Consider the following 22,974-nt stretch of genomic DNA (forward strand, 5'->3'; position numbering starts at 1 on the left):
CGGTCGCCCGGATCAACCCGCGTGCTTCTTCCATTTCCTGAGCACCATGTCGCGTTTGAGCCGCGACAGGCGCGACAGGAAGAAGACGCCGGTCATCTGATCGATCTCATGCAGCGCGATCCGTGCCGGCAGCCCCTCCAGCCGGCGAGTCTGTCGCTGCCCCGACTCGTCGTCATAGGCGATCTCCGCCCAGACCGGCCGGTCGATCTCCACCTGCACCCCGGGCAGCGATACCGACCCCTCCGGTCCCGCCGCCGTTTCGACGGCAGTCGCCACCACTTCAGGGTTGTAGAGCAGCAGATGCTCGGGCGGGTCGCCCGCCATTGCCGTGCTGATGACGACCACCGGGGCGACGGTGCCGATATGGACCGCTGCCAGACCATAGGCCGGCGCCGCTGCGGCCGCATCCAGTAGGTCGGCGCCGACGGCCCGCAGTTCATCGTCCACCGGCCGCGGCACGGCCTTCCGGCTCAGGCGGTCATCGGGATAGAGCACGACCGGCATGGCGGCTAGAACAGCCCGCCGCGGCCCATGGTGATGTCGGTGGCCGGGTCGCCGCCCTGCTGGATGGTGTCAAAGGCGTTGGAGTCGACGCCGATCACCGAGGTGATCAGGTTGGGGCCGGTGCCTGGCTTGAAGGCCTCGTAGATCGCCGCCTCGCCGCCATTCGCCTTCACGCCCGACGCAGGGTCGATCCAGACCTGGCTCATGCCGGGCGGCATGTTGAAGGGTGTCGGCGGCGCGCCCTTGAGGGCCTTTTCGACGAACTCGGTGAAGATCGGCACGGCCATGCCGCCGCCCGTCGCCTGCCGGCCCATGTTGCGCGGCCGATCAAAGCCGACATAGACGCCGACCGCCAGTTCCGGGGTAAAGCCAATGAACCAGGCGTCCTTGTAGTCGTTCGAGGTACCGGTCTTGCCGGCGACCGGGCGTCCCAGGCTCTTGGCGCCGGTACCGGTGCCACGCTGCACCACGCCCTCCATCATCGAGGTGATCTGGTAGGCGGTCATCGGGTCGAGCACCTGATCGCGATTGTCGATGATCAGCGGCTCGGCCTGTTGCGTCCATTCGGTCGCCTGGCAGCCATCGCAGACGCGCTCGTCGTGGCGGTAGACGGTCTTGCCATAGCGATCCTGGATCCGGTCAATCAGCGTCGGGGTGATCCGGCGGCCGCCATTGGCGATGGTGGCATAGGCCGCCGTCATCCGCATGTCGGTGGTTTCACCGGCGCCCAGCGACATGGCCAGCAGCGGTTGCAGGTTGTCGTAGATGCCGAAGGTCTTGGCGTAATCGGCCACCAGCGGCATGCCGATATCCTTGGCGAGGCGCACGGTCATGACGTTCCGGCTGCGTTCGATGCCGCGCCGCAGCGTCTGCGGGCCGTAGAACTGCTGCGCGTAGTTCTCCGGACGCCAGACCGAGCCATCGGAGTTGACGATCTCGAGCGGCGCATCGAGCACCACGGAAGCCGGCGTGTAGCCATTGTCGAGGGCCGCCGAGTAGACGATGGGCTTGAACGACGAGCCGGGCTGGCGCAGCGCCTGGGTGGCGCGATTGAATTCGGATTCGGCAAACGAGAAGCCGCCGACCATGGCCAGAACGCGACCGGTACGCGGATCCATGGCGACCAGCGCCCCTTCGAGTTCGGGGACCTGCTCGAGCGTGTAATTGCCCGGCTTGTCGGCAACCGGCGACACATAGACCACGTCGCCGGGCTTGAGGATGTCGTGCAGCTTCTTGCTGACCCACTTGATGTCGGGGCCGGCCAGTGTGCCGACCGTGCGGTCGGCCGACACCTTGCCGTCGACGTCATTGCCGGGCCGCAGGCCGATCCTCGCCTCGTTGTTGCCCATCTCGAGCACCACGGCGAGGCTCCATTCCGGCACGTCGCTCAACGGCTTGATGTCGTTCACCGCCGTGCCCCAGTCGCCGGCGATGTCGACGGTGGCCACCGGCTCGCGGAAGCCTTCGCCCCGGTCATAGGCGATCAACCCGTCCATCAGGGCCTGGCGGGCATATTCCTGCATTTTGGGGACCAGCGTGGTCCGCACGCTCAGGCCGCCGCCGTAGAGTTCCTCCTCGCCGTACAGCCCTTTGAGCTGGCGCCGCACCTCTTCGGTGAAATACTCGGCGGAATAGAGCTGGCTGCCCGAGGAGCGCGGCACGACATTGAGCGGCTCCTGCTTGGCTTCATCGGCCTCGGCCGTGGTGATGTAGCCGTTCTCGACCATGCGATCGAGCACCCAGTTGCGGCGCTCGATGGCCTGCTTGGGCCGGCGGAACGGATGGTAGTTGTTGGGCCCCTTGGGCAAGGCGGCGATATAGGCGCTCTCGCTGAGCGTCAGCTGATAGAGCGCCTTGTCGAAATAGTTCAGCGCCGCGGCGGCCACTCCATAGGAGTTCAGGCCGAGGAAGATCTCGTTGACATAGAGTTCGAGGATCTTGTCCTTGGAGAACGTGCTGTCGATGCGCAGCGCCAGAATGGCTTCCTGGATCTTGCGGTCCCAGGTCTGCTCGGAACTGAGCAGGAAGTTCTTGGCGACCTGCTGGGTGATGGTCGAACCGCCGCCCTGGATGGCGTCGTTGCCATCGATCTTGGCCATCAGGTTGTCACGCAGGGCGCGGATGACGCCGTCGAAGGCAATGCCGCCGTGGGTGTAGAAATCCTTGTCCTCGGCCGAGATGAAGGCATTGAGCAGCAGGGGCGGAATGGTCTCGATGGGCTGGAACAGCCGGCGCTCGCGGGCATATTCGGCCAGCAACGTGCCGTCGGCGGCATGCACGCGCGTGGTCACCGGCGGCTGGTAGTCCTTGAGCACGGTGTAGTCGGGAAGCTTGCCGCTGAGGTCGGCCAGATAGACCGCACCGACGGCAACCGCGCCAAGCGCACAGAAGATGCCGAAACCAAACAGCCAGCCCAGAAGTCGCAGCATTAAGTCCGATACCCTACCTGGCGCCGCAAATCAGCGGCGCGAAAATCAACGGAATCATAGCAGACGGCGGCAGAAATGTGGACGGCCGCGCCCGATTGCCACATCGCGGGCCGTCCGACGGCCGCTGTGACAGATCGGCCACACTACTGCGCGTCCGTCTCCTGCACATTGTCGAAATAGTCCGCCACCCCGCGCGCCAGGGCTTCCACGACGCGCTCGCGCCAGTCGCCGCGCTGCAGGTTGGCAATGTCGCGGGCGTTGGAGAGGAAGCCCAGTTCGACGAGAACCGACGGCACATCCGGTGCCTGCAGCACGAAGAAATCGGCCTGCCGCACCGGAAACCGGCGCATGGCGACGCTCGGCTCGAGCTGGCGCACCAGAGCCTGTGCGGCGATGAAGGAGGATTTGCGCATCTCGCGCCGCATCAGGTCCACCAGGATGTCGACCACGGCGGGTGTGGTGCTCGGCATGGTGAAACCGGCGACGATGTCGGACTTGTTCTCGTTCTCGGCCAGCACCTTGTCGAGCACGTCGGTGGCCTTTTCATCGCGCGTGTAGACGCTGGCGCCGCGGATTTCCTCCTGCTGAAAACTGTCGGCATGCAGGGAAATGAACAGGTCGGCCTTGTTGGCGCGGGCCAGTGCGACGCGATCGGTGAGCGTGAGGTAGGTGTCGTCCTCGCGGGTCAGCGCCACATCGTAGCGGCCGGATGCGACCAGCAGCGTCTGCAGATCGAGGGCGAAGGCGAGGGTGATGTCCTTTTCATGCACGCCGTTCGGGGCCGAGGCGCCGTTGTCGATGCCGCCATGGCCGGGATCGATCACCACCAGCGGCCGGATGGCCAGTTCGGCGCCGTGCGTGCCGGGATCGGTCGAGAGGGCCTCGGGTGGCACGCCCTGGTTTGCCGCGGACGCCGCCAGGTCGGCGGCAACGCGGGCGGTGAAGCGCTCGGGGGTGTCGGTAATGAGGTCCACCACCAGGCGCGCCGGCTGGTCGCCAATCGCCTCGAGAATATAGGCCTGCTGCACCTGCGAGGGGGTCGCCAGTTCGAGCAGCGTGCGTACCCTGCCCGGCTCGGCCAGCACTACGGTGAACTTGGAGACGATGCCGCCACCGGCAACGTCTGCCGGCACCGCGATGTCGCTGCCGGTCGACTTGACGTCGACGGCGATGCGCTCCGGGCCGGCCAGGGAGACAATGGCGAACTCGGTCGGACCGGACAGGTCGATGATCAGACGCGCCCGCTCCGGCGTCGCCGTGACGCGTGCATCGAGAACCTCGGGAAGCGTGGACACGCCGCCCCGCGGATCGTCGGTCGCGGCCTGCCCCAGGGCCGCCGAGCCCATCAGCACGCCCAGCACCAGCGCAAGCATCATGCGCACAAATCCTGCGGTATCCCCGCGGGAGTGGCCAGAATTGAACAAAGCGGATTGGCTCCCCATATGAGTGTGCGAGAGATCGCCAGAACGATCGGGCGATTCTGGGGCGTTACGCATGAAGATTGTAAAACACAAGTTGGACGCCCGTTCCAGCCAATCGAAAGACGGCGGCAAATGGCCGGTTTCGAGTTTCCTGTTGCCAATCGGCAGCAACACCCCTAAACGCTTGAGATGAGGCGCTTTGCAGCCCATTCCGTGTGCCGGGTCGGTCTCAAGACCGGCTGCCACGGGTCAGGCTGCGGCTGGTCGAGAACAGACAAGTGATTGTTACCGATCAAGGAAATGCGGCACATTTGACGCCTCGACATTGGAATTTCGGCCTGCACCAGGTCGAACGGCAGAACCCGGGCATCCCCCTCGTTCGTGCCCTACAGGAAGAGGTCTGATGACCACTGGGCGGACAAAACCAGACGCGATCCGAACTTCCGGTTGCGCTTTTGTCACGTATCGCTCCCCGGTCCAGGCATTCCACTCCCACAGCGGCGCGCGCGCCACTGATACGTCCGGCGCTTCCCGCGCCATCAGTCCCACACAATTCGCCTCGCATGGCGCCACGCTGAGGAGCCCGGTTCGCCGGGCCTTTGTTGTTGGTGCGCGACGGCGCGGAGTACTATTTTATGGCTACCAAGAGAATGCTGGTGGATGCCATCCACCCCGAAGAGACACGGATTGTCGTCACCAACGGTAACAGGCTCGAGGAATTCGATTTCGAATCCGCTCAGAGGCGGCAGCTCAGAGGCAATATCTACCTCGCCAAGGTGACGCGCGTTGAGCCGTCGCTGCAGGCGGCCTTCATCGAGTATGGCGGCAATCGCCACGGCTTCCTGGCCTTTTCCGAAATCCACCCCGACTACTACCAGATCCCGGTGGCCGATCGCGAAGCACTGCTGCGCGACGAGGAAGCCGAGGAGGCACGTGAAGACGACGTCTCCGACGATCGCGGCCAGGCCGCGCCGGCCGATGCCGACGCCGATGCCGATCCGCAGTCGACCGACGACGACGAGAACGGCCATATCGAGCAGGCGCCTGCCAACAGCGAGCCGGTTGAATCGATCGGTGGCAGCGATGCCCTCGAAGACGTGCAGGAACGCCGCCGGCCGTCGCAGTCGCGCCGCAACTACAAGATCCAGGAAGTCATCAAGCGCCGCCAGGTCATGCTGGTGCAGGTCGTCAAGGAAGAGCGCGGCAACAAGGGTGCGGCGCTGACCACCTACCTGTCGCTCGCCGGCCGCTATTCGGTGCTGATGCCCAATACCGCCCGTGGCGGCGGCATTTCGCGCAAGATCACCAATGCCGCCGACCGCAAGCGCCTCAAGGACATTGTCGGCGATCTCGAGGTCCCGCAGGGCCAGGGCATCATCCTGCGCACGGCCGGTGCCTCGCGCACCAAGGCCGAGGTCAAGCGCGACTTCGAATATCTGCAGCGGCTGTGGGAGAATGTCCGCACCCTGACGCTGAAGTCGAGCGCGCCCTGCCTCGTCTACGAGGAAGGCTCGCTGATCAAGCGCACCATCCGCGACCTCTACTCCAAGGAAATCGACGAACTGCTGGTGGCTGGCGATGACGCACATCGCGAAGCCAAGGAGTTCATGCGCATGATCATGCCGAGCCACGCCAAGAACGTGCAGCTCTACAAGGAAGATCAGCCGCTGTTCTCCAAGTTCAACGTCGAGAGCCAGCTCGACTCGATGTTCTCGCCGCAGGTCACCCTGCCCTCCGGCGGCTATATCGTCATCAACCCGACCGAAGCGCTGGTCTCGATCGACGTCAACTCGGGCCGCGCCACCAAGGAACACAATATCGAGGACACGGCGCTCCAGACCAATCTGGAAGCGGCCGAGGAAGTCTCCCGGCAGTTGCGCCTGCGCGATCTCGCCGGTCTGATCGTCATCGACTTCATCGACATGATGGAAAACCGGTCGAACCGGGCGGTCGAGCGCAAGCTCAAGGACTGCCTGAAGAACGACCGGGCCCGTATCCAGGTTGGCCGCATCAGCCATTTCGGCCTGATGGAAATGAGCCGCCAGCGCATCCGCTTTGGTGTGGTCGAGAGTTCGACCCACAAGTGCCCGACCTGCAGCGGCACCGGCCTCGTGCGGTCGGTCGAAAGCCTGGCGCTGATGGTCATGCGGCAGGTGGAAGACCACGTGCTGCGCAAGCCGGGCCAGTCGATCAACGTCAAGGTGCCGACCGATGTGGCGCTTTACATCCTCAACTCCAAGCGCGGCACGCTGACCTCGCTGGAGATCAAGTACAACCTCTCGATCACCATCATTGCCGACGACCATGTCGGCCCCAGCCACTTCCAGATCGAACGTGGCGAGACCCGCGTCGCCGATCATCGCGAGACGATCGCCGGCACGCATGTCCGGGTCGACAATGTCGATATGGACGCAGCCGACGCGGCCATCGAGGACGAGGAAGACGACGAGGAAGTCGAGGAATCCGCCGTCGTCGAGGAGCGCAAGGGCGCCGATCGCAGCGAGGACGGTGAAAAGACCGGTCGCCGACGCCGTCGCCGCCGCCGTGGCGGTGCCGATCGCGAGGAGCGCGCCGAGCGCCCCGCCGGCCAGGCCGCTGCCGCGCCTGCCAGCATTGCCGACGCCGATGCCGAAGATGACGGCGAAGACGCCAGCGACACCCGGGAAGCCGGTTCCGAGGGTGGCCAGGACGAGAATGGCGAGACGCGCAAGCGCCGTCGCCGTGGCCGTCGTGGCGGTCGCCGCAATCGCCGTCCGGGCGACGAGAACGGCAATGGCGTGAGCGAGAGTGCTCCCGCCGAAGCCGAGGCCGCCGCATCGACCGGCGACGAGGCACCTGCCCTCGCGGCCGTCCCCGTGGCCGAAATGCAGACCGAGGCCGAGCTGGTCCCGGAGGCTGCCGAGGCAAATGCTGAAACGCCGGCCGAGGACAAGCCCAAGCGGGCCCGTCGCAGCCGCAAGAAGCCCGACGCTGCCGCAAGCGATGCAGCAGAGGCAGCGCCGGCTGAAGCTGCGCCGGCCGAGGCCGTTGCCGCAGAGGCAGCACCCGCCGAAGCTGCCGAAGCGCCGGTCAAGAAGACCCGTGCCCGCAAGCCGAAGGCCGCAGCCGCAGCAGATGCACCCGCCGACGAGGCCGCCGCGGCCAAGCCGGCCGCCGCCCGCAAGTCCACATCCCGGACTGCCAAGGCCGCGCCCAAGTCCGAGCCCACGCCCGAGCCGGTCGCAGACGCCGAGCCGGTCGCAGAGGCCGCACCGGAAGCCGCACCAGAGCCGGCCGTCGTTGCCGAAGCGCCTGTGACGGCTGCAGCCGCCGAGCCGGAAGCGTCGCGCCGCGCCAAGAAGGAAGTGCCAGAGGGCGAGATCGTCGTCAGCTCGACTTCGGCCGACGAGGAAGCGCCCAAGAAGAAGGGCGGCTGGTGGCAGCGCGGCTTCTTCGGAAGCTAAAGCTTTGAACCGATAGCCAGATTTTGACGGGCGGGAGGCAACTCCCGCCCGTTCTGTTTGGGCGGTGTGGTGACCTCGAATCCGCTAGACTGTGGTCATGTCCCGCGCCAGCCGTCTGCTTGATCTGATCCAGAACCTGCGCAACCGGCGCTCGCCGGTGACCGGCCCGACGCTGGCCGACGAACTGGGCGTCTCCATCCGCACCCTCTACCGCGATATTGCGACCCTGCAGGCGCAGGGCGCGGACATTCGCGGCGAACCGGGGATCGGCTACATCCTTCGTCCGGGCTTCACCCTGCCGCCGCTGATGTTCTCTCCCGAGGAACTGGAAGCCTTGGTGCTCGGCTCACGCTGGGTGGCCGCCCGGGCCGACGACAAGCGTCTGGGCAAGGCAGCCCAGCAGGCCCTGAGCAAGATCGGCGCGGTCCTGCCGCCGGGTCTGCGCGAGGGCATCGATGCCGCCACGTTGCTCGTGGTCGCACGCTTCTTCGAGGAGGAGACGGTCGATCCGGGCACGATCCGCGACGCCATCCGGCGCGAGCACAAGCTCCGGATCACCTACCGGAGCGAGGGCGGCGACCTCACCGAGCGCGTCATCTGGCCCATCTGCATCGCCTTTTTCGAGTCCGCCCGCATCGTCACGGCCTGGTGCGAGTTGCGCGAGGCCTACCGCCATTTCCGCATCGACCGCATCGGCAGCGTCGAGGTGACAGACCTGCGCTATCCCCGTCGCCGCGACGTCATGTTCAGGGAGTGGCGCGACGCGGAAGGGCTCGCCGAACTCTAGTCGGCCACTGCCGGAAACTGTCAGCCTGCAGGTTTAGGTCTCGTTTTGTTCCAACCAAGGGAGACCAAGATGCAGTCCTCACCATCCGCCTTCGCCTATGTCGCCGACGCACCGGCGGCCACGGCGCTCTACACCAGGCTCTTCGGGGCGGAGCCGGTGCAGAGTACACCGGCCTTTTCGATGTTCGCGTTTCCCAATGGCACGACGTTCGGGCTCTGGGGCCGCAGTGACGTGCAGCCTGCCACCGAAGCCACCGGCGGCGCCGTAGAGTTCGGCTTTCAGGCCATGAACGACGCCGAAGTCAGCAAGCTCCACGACGACTGGCAGAAGCTCGGACTCGATATCATCCAGCCGCCAACCACCATGCCGTTCGGCTTCACCTTCACCGCCAGGGACCCCGACGGCCACCGCCTGCGAGTCTTTGCACCGGCCGCGAGCTGATACGAAGGAGCCCGGCGCCCCGGCGCCTGGCTCTCTGCCAGAGGTGGCTCAGCGTCCGCGCAGGAAGGCGCCAAGCCGATCCAGCGCCTGTTCCATGGTGTCGCGGGTGCCGGCGTAGGAAAACCGCACGAAACGCTTGCCGTCGGTGCGGTCGAAATCGATCCCCGGCGTCGCGGCGACACCGGCTTCCTCCAGCAGCGCCTTGCAGAAAGCCAGCGAGTCGTTGGTGAACGCCGAGACGTCGGCATAGGCGTAGAAGGCCCCATCCGAGGCCGCACCGAGGCCAAGGCCCAGGGCCGTCAGGCCGTCGCTGAGGATCAGCCGGTTCCGGGCGTAATGCGCCTTCTGTTCCTCGGCATAGTCCCTCTCCCCGAGGGCTACACGGGCGGCGACCTGGCTCAGGGTGGGCGCCGAGATGAAGAGGTTCTGCTGCAGCATTTCGGTGCGCCGGAGCAGGTCCTCGGGCAGCACCATCCAGCCGATGCGCCAGCCGGTCATGCAATAATATTTGGAGAACGAGTTGATGACGATGGCGTCGGCGGTCAGTTCCAGCGCGCTGACCGAGGGACCGCGATAGTCGAGCCCGTGGTAGATCTCGTCGGAGATGAAGCGCACGCCGAGCCGCCGGCAGGTGGCCACGATGTCGGCAAGCCCTGCCCGATCCACTGCTGCCCCTGTCGGATTGGCCGGCGAAGCGAACAGCAACCCGTCGAAGGGGTCGCGTGCATGGGCCTCGGCGATGGCTGCGCCGGTCAGGTGCCAGCCATTGGCGGCCGTCACCGGGATTTCCACCGCCTCGAAATTCAACCCGTCCAGCGTATTGAGATAGGCCGGATAGCCCGGACGGGTCACGGCGATCCGGCTTCCCGGGGCGAAGGCCCCGAGGAACGCCAGGATGAAGGCGGAGGACGAGCCCATGGTGGCAATGATCCGCTCGGGATCGACGTCGACGCCGTGCTGGTCGCGATAGTAGTCGGCCAGCGCCAACCGCAATTCCAGCTGCCCCTTGGAATTGGTGTAGCGCTGCGCCTGCGGCAGCGCGTCTCGGACCGCCTCCAGCACCTTCGGGGCCGGCGGAACGAAGGGCTCGCCGACTTCGAGATGGGCGATCTGCCGGCCCTGGGCTTCCAGGACCTTGGCGCGACCGAGGATTTCCATGGCGTGGAAAGGTTGCAGCTTGGAGGTGGCGAACGGGCTCATGTCGCCTCGCTAAACCGGAACGGCCAGCCACTCAACCAGATTTGATGCGGTCATACCGTCGCCGCTTACACTGGGTAAGCAATTGTGACATAGGATCGCCGCGTCCTTCCCGGAGTTCTCTCGCATGCCCCGTACCACTGCCCTGCTGTTTGCCCTCGTTGCGCTTCTCGGCGCCGGTTTCGCCTGGGTGGCGACCCGGCCCGCGGCGACGTTGACCGAGGCGCAGGTGGCAACCCTGCTCGAGGGCAAATCGTCGACCGACGTCGAGGCAGTGACCCGGATCGTTTCCGACGTGCTCGACAAGCAGCAGGCAGCCGCCCTGCCGCAGTCGGTGGCGGCGATCGATGGCGATACGCTCAACCCGCTGATCGAAGACTACCTGCTCAATAACCCGATGATCCTGCAGCGCATGTCGGAGGCGCTCGACACCGAGATGCGCACCGCCAAGGCGCAGCAGACCAAGGCGGCGCTCCAGTCATTGCAGCAGGTGATCTACGACGACCCCGATCATATCGTGCTCGGCAATCCGGACGGCGACGTCACGCTGGTCGAGCTCTTCGACTATAATTGCGGCTACTGCCGCAGCGCCCTGCCCGACCTGGCGACGCTGCTGGCAGAAGATCCGGGGCTGCGTGTCATTCTCAAGGAATTCCCGATCCTGTCGCAGGGCTCGGTGGACGCCGCCAAGGTGGGCGTGGTGATCGCCCGCGACAAGTCGATCGACTACTGGGACTTCCATCAGAAGCTGTTCACCGGCCGCGGCCAGATCGACAAGACGGCCGCCCTCGCCGCCGCGCAGGACCTGGGTCTCAATCCGGTCGATGTCGGGCTGGCCATGGAAGCCAAGGATGTCGACAGCGTCATCGCCCGCAGTTTCCAGATCGCCCAGGGCCTGAACGTCTCCGGCACGCCGACCTATATCATCGGCAATGAGGTGATCCCGGGGGCCATCGGCATCGATTCCCTGCGCGAGCGCATCGCCAACATGCGCAAGTGTGGCGAAACCTCCTGCCCGGCCTGATCGCGCCTTCCTTGCGTTTCCCGTGCATTTCCCTTAGTCGGGCTTGCGCCCGGCCCGGGGTGCGGTGCACAAGGCGAAGATCATGGCCAAACGCGTGCTTGTCCTGAATGGACCAAACCTCAATATGCTCGGCACTCGCGAGCCGCAGACCTATGGGTCGCAGACGCTTGCCGACATCGAGGACATGGCCGTTTCGGACGGCAAGGCCCTGGGTCTCGACGTCACCTGCCGGCAGTCCAATAGCGAGGGCGAGCTGGTCACCTGGATACAGCAGGCGATGGGGACATTCGATGCCATCGTGCTCAATCCCGGCGCCTATTCCCACACCTCGATCGCCATCCACGACGCCATTCGCGCCGTGGGCCTGCCGGTGGTCGAAGTCCATCTCTCGAACATCCACGCCCGCGAGGCGTTTCGGCATCATTCGTATGTCTCGCCAGTCGCCCTCGGGGTGATTTGCGGACTTGGCGCCACCGGGTATAGGCTGGCCCTCCACGCACTGGCCGAAAAACTATAAGAGGCTCTATATGACCAAGGCGTCTTCCACTGCCGATCAGGATCTGATCGAGGCGATTGCCAAGCTGCTCAACGAGCAGAACCTGGCCGAGATCGAGATCGAACGCGAGGACCTGCGGGTCCGCGTGACCCGGTCCTACGCCAATACCGGCGTCCAGCAGGTCCAGGTTCCCGCCTATGCGCCGGCTCCTGCCGCCGCGCCGGCGCCCTCGGCTGCCGCCGCTGCCGCAGCCGCCGCACCGGTCGAGGATCTGGCATCCAATCCGGGCACCCTCACCTCGCCGATGGTCGGCACCGCCTATCTGTCGCCCGAGCCCGGCAAGCCGGCCTTCGCCAGCGTCGGCTCGAAGGTCAGCGAGGGCCAGACGGTCCTCATCATCGAAGCGATGAAGACCATGAACCAGATTCCGGCCCATCGCTCCGGCACGGTGACGCGCATCCTGGTCGAGGACGCCAGCCCGGTCGAATATGGCGAGCCGCTCGTGGTGATCGAGTAAGATGTTCCAGAAAGTCCTCATCGCGAACCGCGGCGAGATTGCGCTGCGCATTCTGCGCGCCTGCAAGGAACTCGGCATCCAGACGGTTGCGGTTCACTCGACGGCCGATTCCAACGCCATGCACGTGCGTCTGGCTGACGAAAGCGTCTGCATCGGTCCGCCCCCGGCCAAGGATTCCTATCTCAACATCCCCTCGATCATGGCGGCCTGCGAGATCACCGGCGCCGATGCCGTGCATCCGGGCTATGGCTTCCTCTCCGAGAATGCGCGCTTCGCCCGCATCCTCGAAGAGCACAAGGTGACCTTCATCGGTCCCTCGTCGCACCATATCGAGATCATGGGCGACAAGATCACCGCCAAGCAGACTGCGAAGGAACTCGGCATTCCGGTGGTCCCCGGCTCTGAAGGCGAGATCAAGACGCCCGAGGATGCGCTCGCGCTGGCCCGGGACATGGGCTATCCGGTCATCATCAAGGCGACCGCCGGCGGCGGCGGGCGCGGCATGAAGGTGGCGCGCAACGACGACGAGATGCGCGTGGCGCTCTCGACCGCCCGTACCGAGGCCAAGGCGGCGTTCGGCAATGACAGCGTCTATATCGAGAAGTATCTGCAGAAGCCCCGCCACATCGAAGTCCAGCTGATGGGCGATGGCAAGGGCAATGCCGTGCACCTGGGCACCCGCGACTGCTCGCTGCAGCGTCGCCACCAGAAGGTGCTGGAGGAAGCGCCGGCGCCGACCGTGCCGATGGACGAGCAGCTCAAGATCGGCGAAGTCTGCGCTGCCGCCATGCGCAAGCTGAAATACTCGGGCGCCGGCACCATCGAATTCCTCTACGAGGACGGCGAGTTCTATTTCATCGAGATGAACACCCGCGTGCAGGTGGAGCATCCGGTGACCGAGCGCATCACCGGCGTCGATATCGTCTACGAGCAGATCCGCGTCGCCTCCGGCGAAACGCTCTCGATCAAGCAGGAGGACGTGCAGTTCTATGGCCACGCCATCGAAGTGCGCATCAATGCCGAGGACCCGCAGACCTTCACGCCGTCGCCGGGCAAGATCACTTTCTACCACCCGGCCGGTGGCGTCGGCGTGCGCGTCGACAGCGCGGTCTACCAGGGCTACTCGATCCCGCCCTATTACGACTCGCTGATCGGCAAGCTCATCGTCTATGGCCGGACCCGCGAAGAATGCCTGATGCGCCTGCGTAGGGCGGTGGACGAGTTCGTCGTGGACGGCGTCAAGACGACGCTGCCGCTGTTCCAGCGCCTGATCAAGGAGCCGGATGTGCTCTCCGGCAGCTACGACATCCACTGGCTGGAAAAGTTCCTCGCGGCCAACAAGGCCTGAGCGGGGCGTCCATTATGGTTAACGCAATCTGAACGGCGCACTCTGCGCCGGTTCAGCGCGACTTTGGCAAGGTCCTCCCATCACACCGGAGGACCAAGCCATGCCGCACATGATCGACCTCATCGACACCGTCATCTTTCTCTCGCCACTGCTCATCGCGGCGACCGCGCTGACACGCATGGCCTGGCGCGCCGTACACTAACCCGACGCATTCTGACATCTGCTCCGGGGCCGGCAGCGAAGCCGGTTGCAATGCGCGCGCCGCTCGGCCACCTTCCGGGTCATGTCGCGAAAAACCGATCCCTTCCATATCGACCTGACGCCCGACCTCGTCATCCGGGCCTATCGCGTCGGCATCTTCCCGATGGCCGAGGACGCCAGTTCCACGGACGTCTTCTGGGTCAGTCCGGAAGAGCGTGGCATCATGCCGCTCGACGCATTTCACGTCTCAAGAAGCCTGCGCAAGGCATTGAAATCTAGTCCATACACGATCCGGGTCGACACCGACTTCATGGGCGTCATCGAGGGCTGCGCCAATTACGGCACCGATCGCGACACCACCTGGATCAATCCGTCGATCAAGAAGATCTATGGTCAGCTGTTCGTTCGCGGCCTCTGCCACACGGTCGAGGTCTGGGATGGCGAGTCGCTGGTCGGCGGCCTCTACGGCCTCTCCATCGGCGCCGCCTTCTTTGGCGAGTCGATGTTCCATCGCGCCACCAATGCCAGCAAGATGGCGCTCGTGCATCTGGTCGAGCGACTGCGGGCCGGCGGCTATCGGTTGCTCGACACGCAGTTCGTCACCGCCCACCTGAAGACCTTCGGCGGGGTGGAGATTCCGCGTGCCGACTACGAGCTGCGCCTGGCCGAGGCGCTGCAGCACGAAGGCGACTTCTTCGCTCTCGACCGCGGATCTAGTCCCGCAGCTTGAATTCCAGCCGGGTCAGCCAGTCGGCCGGATCGCGCACCCAGTCGGGCTCGGTCTCGTAGATTTCCAGCCGGCAGGCAAAGTGATCGTTGCTTCCCTCGGTGTGCATGTCGAAGGCCTGTCCGGTCTCCTTAGCAAAGCCGATCATGACGGCCGTGACGGGCATCAGGTCGTCATAGTGTCCATGCCACTTGAGCCCGAGGAATGTGCCACCCGGCAAGGTCCCCGGCTCTACCCGCCCGTCGGCGGGTGCCGCCCCAGTCACCGGGATACCGGCCTCGACAACGAGCGTCGCATTCATGTCGATGCGCCGGTAGTTGTAGAACGGCGCGCCGGCCGCCTGCAGCCCGTGCTTTTGCAGATAGGCGAACAGAATTGGAAAGCCTTCCTTGGCCGGACGGTCCATCTGGCTCATCGGCACGGTGAACGGGACGAAGACATAGGATTGCGGCTCGCGCTGCAGCGGCTTGGGCAGGGTCAGCATACTTTATTTCCTCCTTGCAATGTGCAGTCCGGCCGACTTTGGCCGGGACTGCGCCTCGTGGCGCTCCGGCGCAGCTGAAGCGTCGGCTTCGGCCCGCTCCCGGGCCGCGCGAATGTCCTCGGCAACGCCATCGACGCGCGCCAGGCCCTTGGGCCGCCAGTCCTCGTCGATGAACTGCGCCACATAGCGGTCGAAGACGTCAAAGCCGCTGCGCCAGCCCCATCCATGGCCGTCGCGCTCCTCGGCGCTGATGAACGGCGTCTGCGTGAACAGCATGCGCGTCCGTCCGGCACCGGCAGTGTGAAACTCCAGTGTGACGACGGACTCAAAGCCGTCATAGTCGTTGATGTAGGTGAAGCGCAGCCGGCTGGGCTCGTCGATCTCCAGATAGGTTCCCGAGATCCAGTGGGCGTGATCGGGTCCATTGCTCATGCAGCGCCGCCAGGTGCCGCCGACGCGAAAATCGATCTCGCAGTGGGTCAGCCAGTAGCCTTCCGGGCCGTGCCAGCGCACCATGTGTTCGGGATCCCGCCACAGGCGCCAGACCAGTTCGCGTGGCGCTTCGAATACCCTTTCGATCTCGAGGACCAAGTCCTGCTGCTCAGGGGTCGGACTAGTTCTTGGCATCGGAAGCCGCCGTCTGCAGCTCGGCCAGATAGGTGTCCATGCGGTCAAAGCTCCTGTCCCAGAACGTCCTGTAGGTCTCGACCCAGCCGGCGACCTCTCTGAGCGGAGCCGCGTCGAGCGCCACCGGCCGGAACTGGGCGTCGCGGCCGCGCGTCACCAGTCCCGCCTGCTCGAGCACCTTGAGGTGGCGGGAGATGGCCGGCATGGAAATCGCGAAGGGCTGGCAGAGCTGGCTGACAGACGCCTCGCCGCGACTGAGCCTGGCAAGGATGGCCCGCCGCGTCGGGTCGGCAAGGGCCGAAAAGGTGGCACTGAGCTGGTCGGGCATCTATTTAACACATTCGTTATTTAACATACGCGTGAAATACAATGCGTCGGTGCGCGGTGTCAATGGTGCTGCGCCCCGAACCTTGCGATCCGGCGACATGGAACATACCTGCAGAGTGCGGCATTTGATCAACTCACCCAGAGTTTACTCACGCAAGGGTGTGTCGGTAGGCCCTGCGGTCTATCGTGAGGGCTCTGGACAGTGAGCAGGAGGTGCTCCGCTGGCGGCGGCGGATGGACTGGTAGGAGGACGCATGCGACCCGGTAGACGATTTGGACTTGGATCTGTGACGGTGGTCCTCGGCGGCGGTCTCGTGGCGCTCATGCTCATTCCGGGCGGCGATGCCGAAGTCGGCGCGACACGCGCCCTGTCCACATCCCCCGAATTGACGCGCTATCTCGACAATGCGGTGTCTCCTCCACCCGTCAAGATTCTGACACCCACTCCAGTCGCGACCGCCGAGCCGACCGTGGTGCCGGATACCGCACCTCTGGCAACTCCCGATGCCGATGCCGCCGTGGCGGAGGTCGAGGAGGCCGAAGTGACGCCGACCGGGCCACGGGAACTGACCACTGCCCGCACTGCACTCAATATGCGCGAAGGTCCGTCGACAAGTAACCCGACGGTTTCCGTTCTTCGTCCCGACGAAAAGGTCGAGGTGCTCGAGCGCAGCGGCTCCTGGGCCCGGGTACAGCGCACGGATGGAGCCTCGGGCTGGGTCTACGCGAGCTATCTGGGGTCTGAGGCCGATGCCCCTGCCCCGCGCAAGCAGGCTCCGGTGCGCGAGGCGTCGGCCGATGCCGGCCAGAAGAGCGAGGACGTGCTGGCGTCGCTGCGGCTGCGCGCCAGCCCGTCCATGCGCGCCCGCACCATCGTGATGATCGAACCCGGTACCTCCCTGCGCGTCGCCGAACGGCGGCCGGGCTGGGTGCGCGTCATCATGCCGGATGGCCTGACCGGCTGGGTACGGACGACGACGCGCTAGCCGCGCGTGTCGGCAGCGGCGTCGGCGGGCGGATTGGCGGTTTCGGGCGGTGGCACGTCAGTGCTCTGTTTGCAGTCGAGCAGCCAGATATCATAGACGGCGTGATCGATGGCGTTGAGCGCCGGACTGTCGGCGAACATCCAGCCGGTGAAGATCCGCGTCACCGTGCCTTTCAGGCTGACCTGGTCGACTTCCAGAAACACCGACGTACGCTGCGTCTCCGTCGGCGGCCGTGAGTAGCAGGCGCGCGGCGTGATCTGCAGGGCGCCGAACTGCACGGTTTCATCGATATAGACGTCGAAATTGGTGATGCGGCCGGTGATCTTGTCGAGGCCCGAAAAGGCCGCAACCGGATTGGCGATCGTTTCCGCCTGCGCCGGCGTGATGCCGAGCATCGCCAGCGCGATCGCCAAGGTTCCGATCTGACGGATCATACGATGGGCTATTGTTCGGGTGACCAGGCGTCGTAGTCGCCAGTGACCCGCGGGCGCTCGCCCGTGTTGAGCAGGCTGCCATCGGGGCGATAGGCCAGCGGCGTGCCGGTCAGGTTGGGCTGGTGCGGTTTTTCCCATTCGCGGGCCACGTACTTGATGTCGCTCGGCGGCGAGTCGGAACGATAGTGCATCCAGCCATGCCAGCCCGGCGGAATGGCGGAGGCCTCGGCATAGCCGCCGGCATAGACCACCATCCGGCGTTCGCGGCCATTGGGACCGGTCGGCTTCCTGGAGCGGAAATAGCGATTGCCCGCCTCGTCCGAGCCCACATAGACGCCGTGCATCCAGGTCCAGAGCCGCGTGCCCCAGGTGTTGCCGCGCCACCATGTGAATATCTCGAGAAGGAAGTCTTTCATCGCGCCCAGGGCCTTGTCGTCGCTCGGAGTTCGGGGCGCAGGACGCCCGTCTGAATGTTCTTGGCTCTAACACGGGCGGCGATCGGAGCCTAGTCAAAACGCGCAACAGCAGCGCCTGCTACAGGTTGTGGTCCGGCGCCTGCCAAGGGACCGCATTTGGTGATCACATTTGTGACCGAAATAATGCGCTTGACAGCTTTCCCCCGCATTTTCCGACCTGCCTTAGCGGCGTCGCTTCATCTTCGTACGCGATCTGAAGACGGCAAAAGAGTGGCAGATTCTCCGATGTTTAGCGGCAAGAGCAGCAGCGGTTTCGAGGTCTGCGTCGCTGAAAATTGACCAATCGGGCGGTCGAATCGCACTTCACACTTTTCCCCGCAATCCACATATGAGATACTGCATTTAGCCTTTGGAAGCCCCGCAAAACACTACCGGTAGTGTGCTGCGGCAAAGACCCGGCATTGACCGACTCGGCGGGAGAGGCCAACCATTTACGGGTTGCGCCAAGGTTTTGACGGCGGACGCGACGAAAGCCCCCGATACGGCAATCCGGCATTCGAGACCGGACACCATCGGGGCACAGGTTGGACATTTGTCAGACTGAGGCCAGAAGCCGTGCGGTACGGCTCACGGGACGTTTTGTGCGTCCCTGTTATTTGGGGAATTCTACTAGAATGCGCATTGAACGTCGCTACACGAAAGCCAACCAGAGCGCCTATGCCGGCATCGAATTCCGCTCGACCACGAGCGAGATTCGCAACCCGGACGGCTCGGTGGTTTTCAAGCTCGAGGACATCCAGGTCCCCGCGACCTGGAGTCAGGTTGCGGCCGACATCATCGCGCAGAAATATTTCCGCAAGGCGGGCGTGGCCAGGGCCCTCAAGAAGGTTGAAGAGAATTCGGTGCCGTCCTGGCTGTGGCGCTCGGTCCCCGACGAGAAGGCCCTGGCCAAGCTGCCCGAAACGGAGCGCTACGGTTCGGAGATCGACAGCCGTCAGGTGTTCGACCGCCTGGCCGGCACCTGGACCTACTGGGGCTGGAAGGGCGGCTACTTCAAGACCGAGGAGGACGCCCGCGCCTTCTTCGACGAGCTCTGCTACATGCTGGCGACGCAGCGCGTGGCGCCGAACTCGCCGCAGTGGTTCAACACCGGCCTGCACTGGGCCTATGGCATCGACGGTCCCGGCCAGGGTCACTTCTATGTCGACCCCTTCACCAAGCAGCTGACCTCGTCGGCCTCAGCCTACGAGCATCCGCAGCCGCATGCCTGCTTCATCCAGTCGGTCAATGACGACCTGGTCAACGAGAACGGCATCATGGACCTGTGGGTCCGCGAGGCCCGCCTGTTCAAGTATGGCTCGGGCACCGGCACCAATTTCTCGAAACTGCGCGGCGGCGGCGAGAAGCTCTCGGGCGGCGGCCGTTCGTCGGGCCTGATGAGCTTTCTCAAGATCGGCGACCGCGCGGCGGGCGCCATCAAGTCGGGCGGCACGACACGCCGCGCCGCCAAGATGGTGGTGATCGACATCGATCACCCCGATATCGAGGAATATATCAACTGGAAGGTCAAGGAAGAGCAGAAGGTCGCGGCGCTGGTCACCGGCTCCAAGGTCGTCTCCCGGCACCTCAAGCTGATCATGAAGGCCGCCGTCAATTGCGACGGCAATGGCGATGACTGCTTCGACGTCGCCAAGAACCCGGCGCTCAAGCGCGAGGTGCGGGCCGCCAAGAAGGCGCTGGTGCCGGAGAACTACATCTTCCGCGTCATCCAGTTCGCCAGGCAGGGCTATACCGATCTCGAATTCCCGATCTACGATACCGACTGGGATTCCGAGGCCTATCTGACCGTTTCGGGCCAGAACTCGAACAATTCGGTGCGCGTCACCGACGATTTCCTCAAGGCCGTCGAAACCGATGGCGACTGGAACCTGACCGCCCGCAAGGATGGCAAGGTCACCAAGACGCTCAAGGCCAGGGACCTGTGGGAACAGGTGGGCTATGCCGCCTGGGCGTCGGCCGATCCCGGCATCCAGTATCACACCACCATCAACGAGTGGCACACCAGCCCCGAGGCCGGTCCGATCAATGCGTCGAACCCCTGCTCGGAATACATGTTCCTCGATGACACCGCCTGCAACCTGGCATCGGTGAACCTGCTGCCCTACCGCCAGGCCGACGGCAGTTTCGACGTCGCCGCCTTCGAGCACACCTGCCGTCTGTGGACGGTGGTGCTGGAAATCTCGGTGATGATGGCGCAGTTCCCGTCCAAGGCGATCGCCGAGCGCTCTTTCGAATACCGCACGCTGGGCATCGGCTACGCCAATATCGGCGGCCTGCTGATGACCTCGGGCATTCCCTATAACTCGGCCGAGGGCCGCGCCATTGCCGGCGCTATCACGGCAGTGATGACCGGCACCAGCTACCTGACCTCGGCCGAAATGTCCAAGGAACTCGGGCCCTTCGCCGACTACAAGCGCAACGCCAAGCATATGCTGCGCGTCATGCGCAACCATCGCAACGCCGCTCATGGCAATGCCACCGGCTACGAGGGCCTCTCGATTGCGCCGGTGCCGCTCGACCTCGGCAATCTCAGCGACGCGCCGCTGGCGGCACGCGCTCAGTCGGTGTGGGACGATGCCGTTGCCGCCGGTGAAAAGCACGGCTACCGCAACGCGCAGGTCTCGGTGATCGCGCCGACCGGCACCATCGGCCTCGTCATGGATTGCGACACCACCGGCATCGAGCCGGACTTCGCGCTGGTCAAGTTCAAGAAGCTCGCCGGTGGCGGCTACTTCAAGATCATCAACCGCGCGGTGCCGCCGGCCCTGCGCACCCTGGGCTATTCGGAAAGCCAGATCGCCGAGATGGAGGCCTATGCGGTCGGCCATGGCAATCTGAACCAGGCGCCGGGGATCAATCCCTCGACGCTGCGCGCCAAGGGCTTTACCGACGACAAGATCGAGGCGCTCAACAAGGCGCTGGGCTCGGCCTTCGACATCAAGTTCGTGTTCAACCAGTGGACGCTGGGCGCCGACTTCCTGAAGTCGCTCGGCGTCACCGCCGAACAGCTCAACGATATCTCGTTCGAGTTGCTGCCCTTCCTCGGCTTCTCCAAAAAGGACATCGAGGCCGCCAATATCCATGTCTGCGGCGCCATGACGCTGGAAGGCGCGCCGTTCATCAAGGACGAGCATCTGCCGGTATTCGATTGCGCCACCCCGTGCGGCAAGATCGGCAAGCGTTATCTCTCGGTCGACAGCCACATCCTGATGATGGCCGCGGCGCAGCCGTTCATCTCGGGCGCCATCTCGAAAACCATCAACATGCCCAACGACGCCACCGTCGAGGACTGCAAGGAAAGCTACATGCTGTCCTGGCGCCTGGCGCTCAAGGCCAACGCGCTCTACCGCGACGGCTCCAAGCTCAGCCAGCCGCTGAATTCCTCGATCCTCTCGGAAGTCGACGACGAGGACGAAGACGACGCCGTCGAGCAGCTGGCGGCGATGAATGCCGACGCCCGCGTGCCGCACGTGGCCGAAAAGATCGTCGAGCGCATCGTCGAGCGCGTGGTGCAGAGCCGCGAGCGCGACAAGCTGCCCAACCGCCGCAAGGGCTATACCCAGAAGGCCAATATCGGCGGCCACAAGGTCTATCTGCGGACCGGCGAGTTCGACGACGGGCGGCTGGGCGAGATCTTCATCGACATGCACAAGGAAGGCGCTGCCTTCCGCGCCATGATGAACAATTTCGCCATCGCCATCTCGCTGGGCCTGCAATATGGCGTGCCGCTCGAGGAATATGTCGAGGCCTTCACCTTCACCCGCTTCGAGCCGGCCGGCATGGTGCTGGGCAACGACCGGATCAAGAATGCCACCTCGATCCTCGACTACATCTTCCGCGAGCTCGCCGTCTCCTATCTCGACCGCGAGGATCTGGCGCATGTCAATCCGGACAGCCCCACGGCCCTGAGCAAGGATGGCGAAGGCGCCCGCCCTGCCCCGGTCCCGGCGCAGCAGCTGGTGTCGCGCGGCATGACCCGCGGCAAGGTCAAGGACCAGAACCTGATGCTGGTCCCCGGCGGCCTCAACGCCCAGGGGTTCAACCCGGTGCAGTCGATGCAGACCTCCACCGTCACGGCGCTGAAGGCCTCGACGGCGCTCAAGACAGAATTTGCACCTGCAGCATTCAATGCTGGTGAACTGGAGCCCATACCATCGCCTCCGCCTTCGCAGAATCCGGCCCAACTCCGCACCCAGGCGCAGATGCAAGGATATACGGGCGACCAGTGCAGCAATTGCAACTCCATGCGCATGAAGGTGTCTGGCCACTGCATGGTTTGCGAGGACTGCGGAACCACAACAGGCTGCTCCTGAGATTCGTTAGATGGCAGTTGGCGATGACTTCAAAGTGCTCCGGCGCTATCGTGAAGATATCGTTGAGTTGGCGGACTCTTGGAGAGCCGCCAACTCTCATCTTCTGACTGGGAGCAGGATCGACATCGTCCATTTGCTGAACTCGGTCAGTCCTGCCAACCCTCTCGAAAAATGGGCGCGAGATCCGTCTCGAGATCGTTTCGGATGATTTCGCAGAGCCTGATGCTTGGGTAGACTTTGGCTCAGGTACAATGTGCGTTCAGCAATATATTTGGAATGCAGCTCTAGCTCAGGAACCACACGCTCGTTTGGTGCTGGCACACGAAATAGGTCACCTACTTCTCCATCGAGATCAAGTTCACGCGTTCTCAAGGGGGCTGGAAAAGAACCTCAACTTTTTGGACCCGCCCGACTCTGCGGAACAGCAGGCAAACTGGTTTGCTTCTGCACTTCTCTTACCTGACAGCGTACTATTGAAACTTTCACACATGGATGAATACGGCGTTGCGACTTTGGCGCTAGTCGGCGAGCAAGTCGTAACTGTTCGGCGCCGCGAGCTACTAATGGACAAAAGATACAGAAATTACTCAGGGGATCAGTGCAGCAACTGCAATTCAATGCGCATGCGGATCCACGGCACCACGACAGTCTGCGACGATTGCGGTCGCCGCGACTGATATAAGTCGCTCCTCCCGTGGTTCGACGAGCTCACCATGAGGTCCTCGCTGGTGCCATGCTCATTGCCACTAGGTCCGATTCGCATCTGTTCCTCACCCTGCCCCTCCGAGCCTC

General features: G+C 64.4%; 20 protein-coding genes. 11 read left to right on the forward strand and 9 right to left on the reverse strand.

The annotated features are described in order from the left end of the window. Nucleotides 1–12 precede the first annotated feature (12 nt). The 3 genes from AC0L4C_RS15290 to AC0L4C_RS15300 all read right to left on the reverse strand — a co-directional run bounded on the left by AC0L4C_RS15290 (nucleotide 13) and on the right by AC0L4C_RS15300 (nucleotide 4,309). On the reverse strand, nucleotides 13–504 hold the full coding sequence (locus AC0L4C_RS15290; protein WP_473400548.1) for a peptide deformylase: 492 nt from the start codon (nucleotides 502–504) through the stop codon (nucleotides 13–15). 5 nt (nucleotides 505–509) lie between these two features. Further along, complete coding sequence (locus tag AC0L4C_RS15295; protein WP_473400549.1) at nucleotides 510–2,933, reverse strand: penicillin-binding protein 1A; 2,424 nt, start codon at nucleotides 2,931–2,933, stop codon at nucleotides 510–512. A 143-nt stretch (nucleotides 2,934–3,076) separates the two neighbouring features. Continuing rightward, nucleotides 3,077–4,309: an N-acetylmuramoyl-L-alanine amidase gene (locus AC0L4C_RS15300; protein ID WP_473400551.1), complete on the reverse strand. Its 1,233-nt coding sequence runs from the start codon at nucleotides 4,307–4,309 to the stop codon at nucleotides 3,077–3,079. 680 nt (nucleotides 4,310–4,989) lie between these two features. On the opposite strand from AC0L4C_RS15300, the gene AC0L4C_RS15305 reads away from it, so the two are divergent. From AC0L4C_RS15305 to AC0L4C_RS15315, 3 genes are all read left to right on the forward strand, one after another. Then, the gene (locus AC0L4C_RS15305; protein ID WP_473400552.1) at nucleotides 4,990–7,797 is read left to right on the forward strand and encodes an Rne/Rng family ribonuclease; all 2,808 of its coding nucleotides are present in this window, start codon (nucleotides 4,990–4,992) and stop codon (nucleotides 7,795–7,797) included. 97 nt (nucleotides 7,798–7,894) lie between these two features. Continuing rightward, nucleotides 7,895–8,584 carry a helix-turn-helix transcriptional regulator gene (locus AC0L4C_RS15310; RefSeq protein WP_473400553.1) on the forward strand — a complete coding sequence of 230 codons (690 nt, stop codon included), beginning with the start codon at nucleotides 7,895–7,897 and terminating at the stop codon, nucleotides 8,582–8,584. A 69-nt stretch (nucleotides 8,585–8,653) separates the two neighbouring features. Next, nucleotides 8,654–9,025, forward strand: a complete 372-nt coding sequence (locus AC0L4C_RS15315; protein WP_473400554.1) for a VOC family protein — start codon at nucleotides 8,654–8,656, stop codon at nucleotides 9,023–9,025. Nucleotides 9,026–9,073: 48 nt separating this feature from the next. Here AC0L4C_RS15315 and AC0L4C_RS15320 read toward each other — a convergent pair whose 3' ends face one another. Next, on the reverse strand, nucleotides 9,074–10,225 hold the full coding sequence (locus tag AC0L4C_RS15320; protein WP_473400555.1) for a pyridoxal phosphate-dependent aminotransferase: 1,152 nt from the start codon (nucleotides 10,223–10,225) through the stop codon (nucleotides 9,074–9,076). 124 nt (nucleotides 10,226–10,349) lie between these two features. On the opposite strand from AC0L4C_RS15320, the gene AC0L4C_RS15325 reads away from it, so the two are divergent. From AC0L4C_RS15325 to aat, 5 genes are all read left to right on the forward strand, one after another. Next, nucleotides 10,350–11,246 (forward strand): DsbA family protein, encoded by an 897-nt coding sequence (locus tag AC0L4C_RS15325; RefSeq protein WP_473400556.1) that lies wholly within the window; start codon nucleotides 10,350–10,352, stop codon nucleotides 11,244–11,246. Between the two features lie 82 nt (nucleotides 11,247–11,328). Further along, a complete protein-coding gene (gene aroQ, locus AC0L4C_RS15330; protein ID WP_473400557.1) occupies nucleotides 11,329–11,763 on the forward strand; it encodes a type II 3-dehydroquinate dehydratase in 435 nt (144 codons plus the stop codon). Between the two features lie 10 nt (nucleotides 11,764–11,773). Then, entirely contained in the window at nucleotides 11,774–12,259 is a 486-nt protein-coding gene (accB, locus tag AC0L4C_RS15335; protein ID WP_473400558.1) for an acetyl-CoA carboxylase biotin carboxyl carrier protein, read from the forward strand. A 1-nt stretch (nucleotide 12,260) separates the two neighbouring features. Next, nucleotides 12,261–13,607, forward strand: coding sequence for an acetyl-CoA carboxylase biotin carboxylase subunit (gene accC / locus AC0L4C_RS15340; protein ID WP_473400560.1), 1,347 nt, complete (start codon nucleotides 12,261–12,263; stop codon nucleotides 13,605–13,607). Between the two features lie 283 nt (nucleotides 13,608–13,890). Next, nucleotides 13,891–14,538, forward strand: a complete 648-nt coding sequence (gene aat / locus AC0L4C_RS15345; protein ID WP_473400561.1) for a leucyl/phenylalanyl-tRNA--protein transferase — start codon at nucleotides 13,891–13,893, stop codon at nucleotides 14,536–14,538. Here the strand turns inward: aat and AC0L4C_RS15350 are convergent. From AC0L4C_RS15350 to AC0L4C_RS15360, 3 genes are read right to left on the reverse strand one after another with little or no spacing between them, the layout of a single operon-like run. Continuing rightward, complete coding sequence (locus AC0L4C_RS15350; RefSeq protein ID WP_473400562.1) at nucleotides 14,522–15,019, reverse strand: GyrI-like domain-containing protein; 498 nt, start codon at nucleotides 15,017–15,019, stop codon at nucleotides 14,522–14,524. The genes aat and AC0L4C_RS15350 overlap by 17 nt on opposite strands. A gap of 3 nt (nucleotides 15,020–15,022) precedes the next feature. Beyond that, the gene (locus tag AC0L4C_RS15355) at nucleotides 15,023–15,610 is read right to left on the reverse strand and encodes an SRPBCC family protein (protein WP_473400563.1); all 588 of its coding nucleotides are present in this window, start codon (nucleotides 15,608–15,610) and stop codon (nucleotides 15,023–15,025) included. 22 nt (nucleotides 15,611–15,632) lie between these two features. Further along, nucleotides 15,633–15,974: an ArsR/SmtB family transcription factor gene (locus tag AC0L4C_RS15360; RefSeq protein ID WP_473400564.1), complete on the reverse strand. Its 342-nt coding sequence runs from the start codon at nucleotides 15,972–15,974 to the stop codon at nucleotides 15,633–15,635. A gap of 286 nt (nucleotides 15,975–16,260) precedes the next feature. Here AC0L4C_RS15360 and AC0L4C_RS15365 point away from each other — a divergent pair, with 286 nt between their 5' ends. Continuing rightward, on the forward strand, nucleotides 16,261–16,959 hold the full coding sequence (locus AC0L4C_RS15365; RefSeq protein ID WP_473400565.1) for an SH3 domain-containing protein: 699 nt from the start codon (nucleotides 16,261–16,263) through the stop codon (nucleotides 16,957–16,959). On the opposite strand, the gene AC0L4C_RS15370 is transcribed toward AC0L4C_RS15365, so the two are convergent. Continuing rightward, a complete protein-coding gene (locus AC0L4C_RS15370; protein ID WP_473400566.1) occupies nucleotides 16,956–17,393 on the reverse strand; it encodes a DUF2155 domain-containing protein in 438 nt (145 codons plus the stop codon). The two genes, AC0L4C_RS15365 and AC0L4C_RS15370, sit on opposite strands and share 4 nt — an antisense overlap. A gap of 8 nt (nucleotides 17,394–17,401) precedes the next feature. Then, nucleotides 17,402–17,809, reverse strand: a complete 408-nt coding sequence (locus AC0L4C_RS15375; protein ID WP_473400567.1) for an NADH:ubiquinone oxidoreductase subunit NDUFA12 — start codon at nucleotides 17,807–17,809, stop codon at nucleotides 17,402–17,404. Nucleotides 17,810–18,483: 674 nt separating this feature from the next. Between AC0L4C_RS15375 and AC0L4C_RS15380 the strand changes: the two genes are divergently transcribed. Continuing rightward, a complete protein-coding gene (locus tag AC0L4C_RS15380; RefSeq protein ID WP_473400568.1) occupies nucleotides 18,484–22,182 on the forward strand; it encodes a vitamin B12-dependent ribonucleotide reductase in 3,699 nt (1,232 codons plus the stop codon). Nucleotides 22,183–22,433: 251 nt separating this feature from the next. Then, entirely contained in the window at nucleotides 22,434–22,859 is a 426-nt protein-coding gene (locus AC0L4C_RS15385) for an ImmA/IrrE family metallo-endopeptidase (RefSeq protein WP_473400569.1), read from the forward strand. Nucleotides 22,860–22,974 lie beyond the last annotated feature (115 nt).

This window comes from Devosia sp. J20-27, from assembly GCF_055808595.1.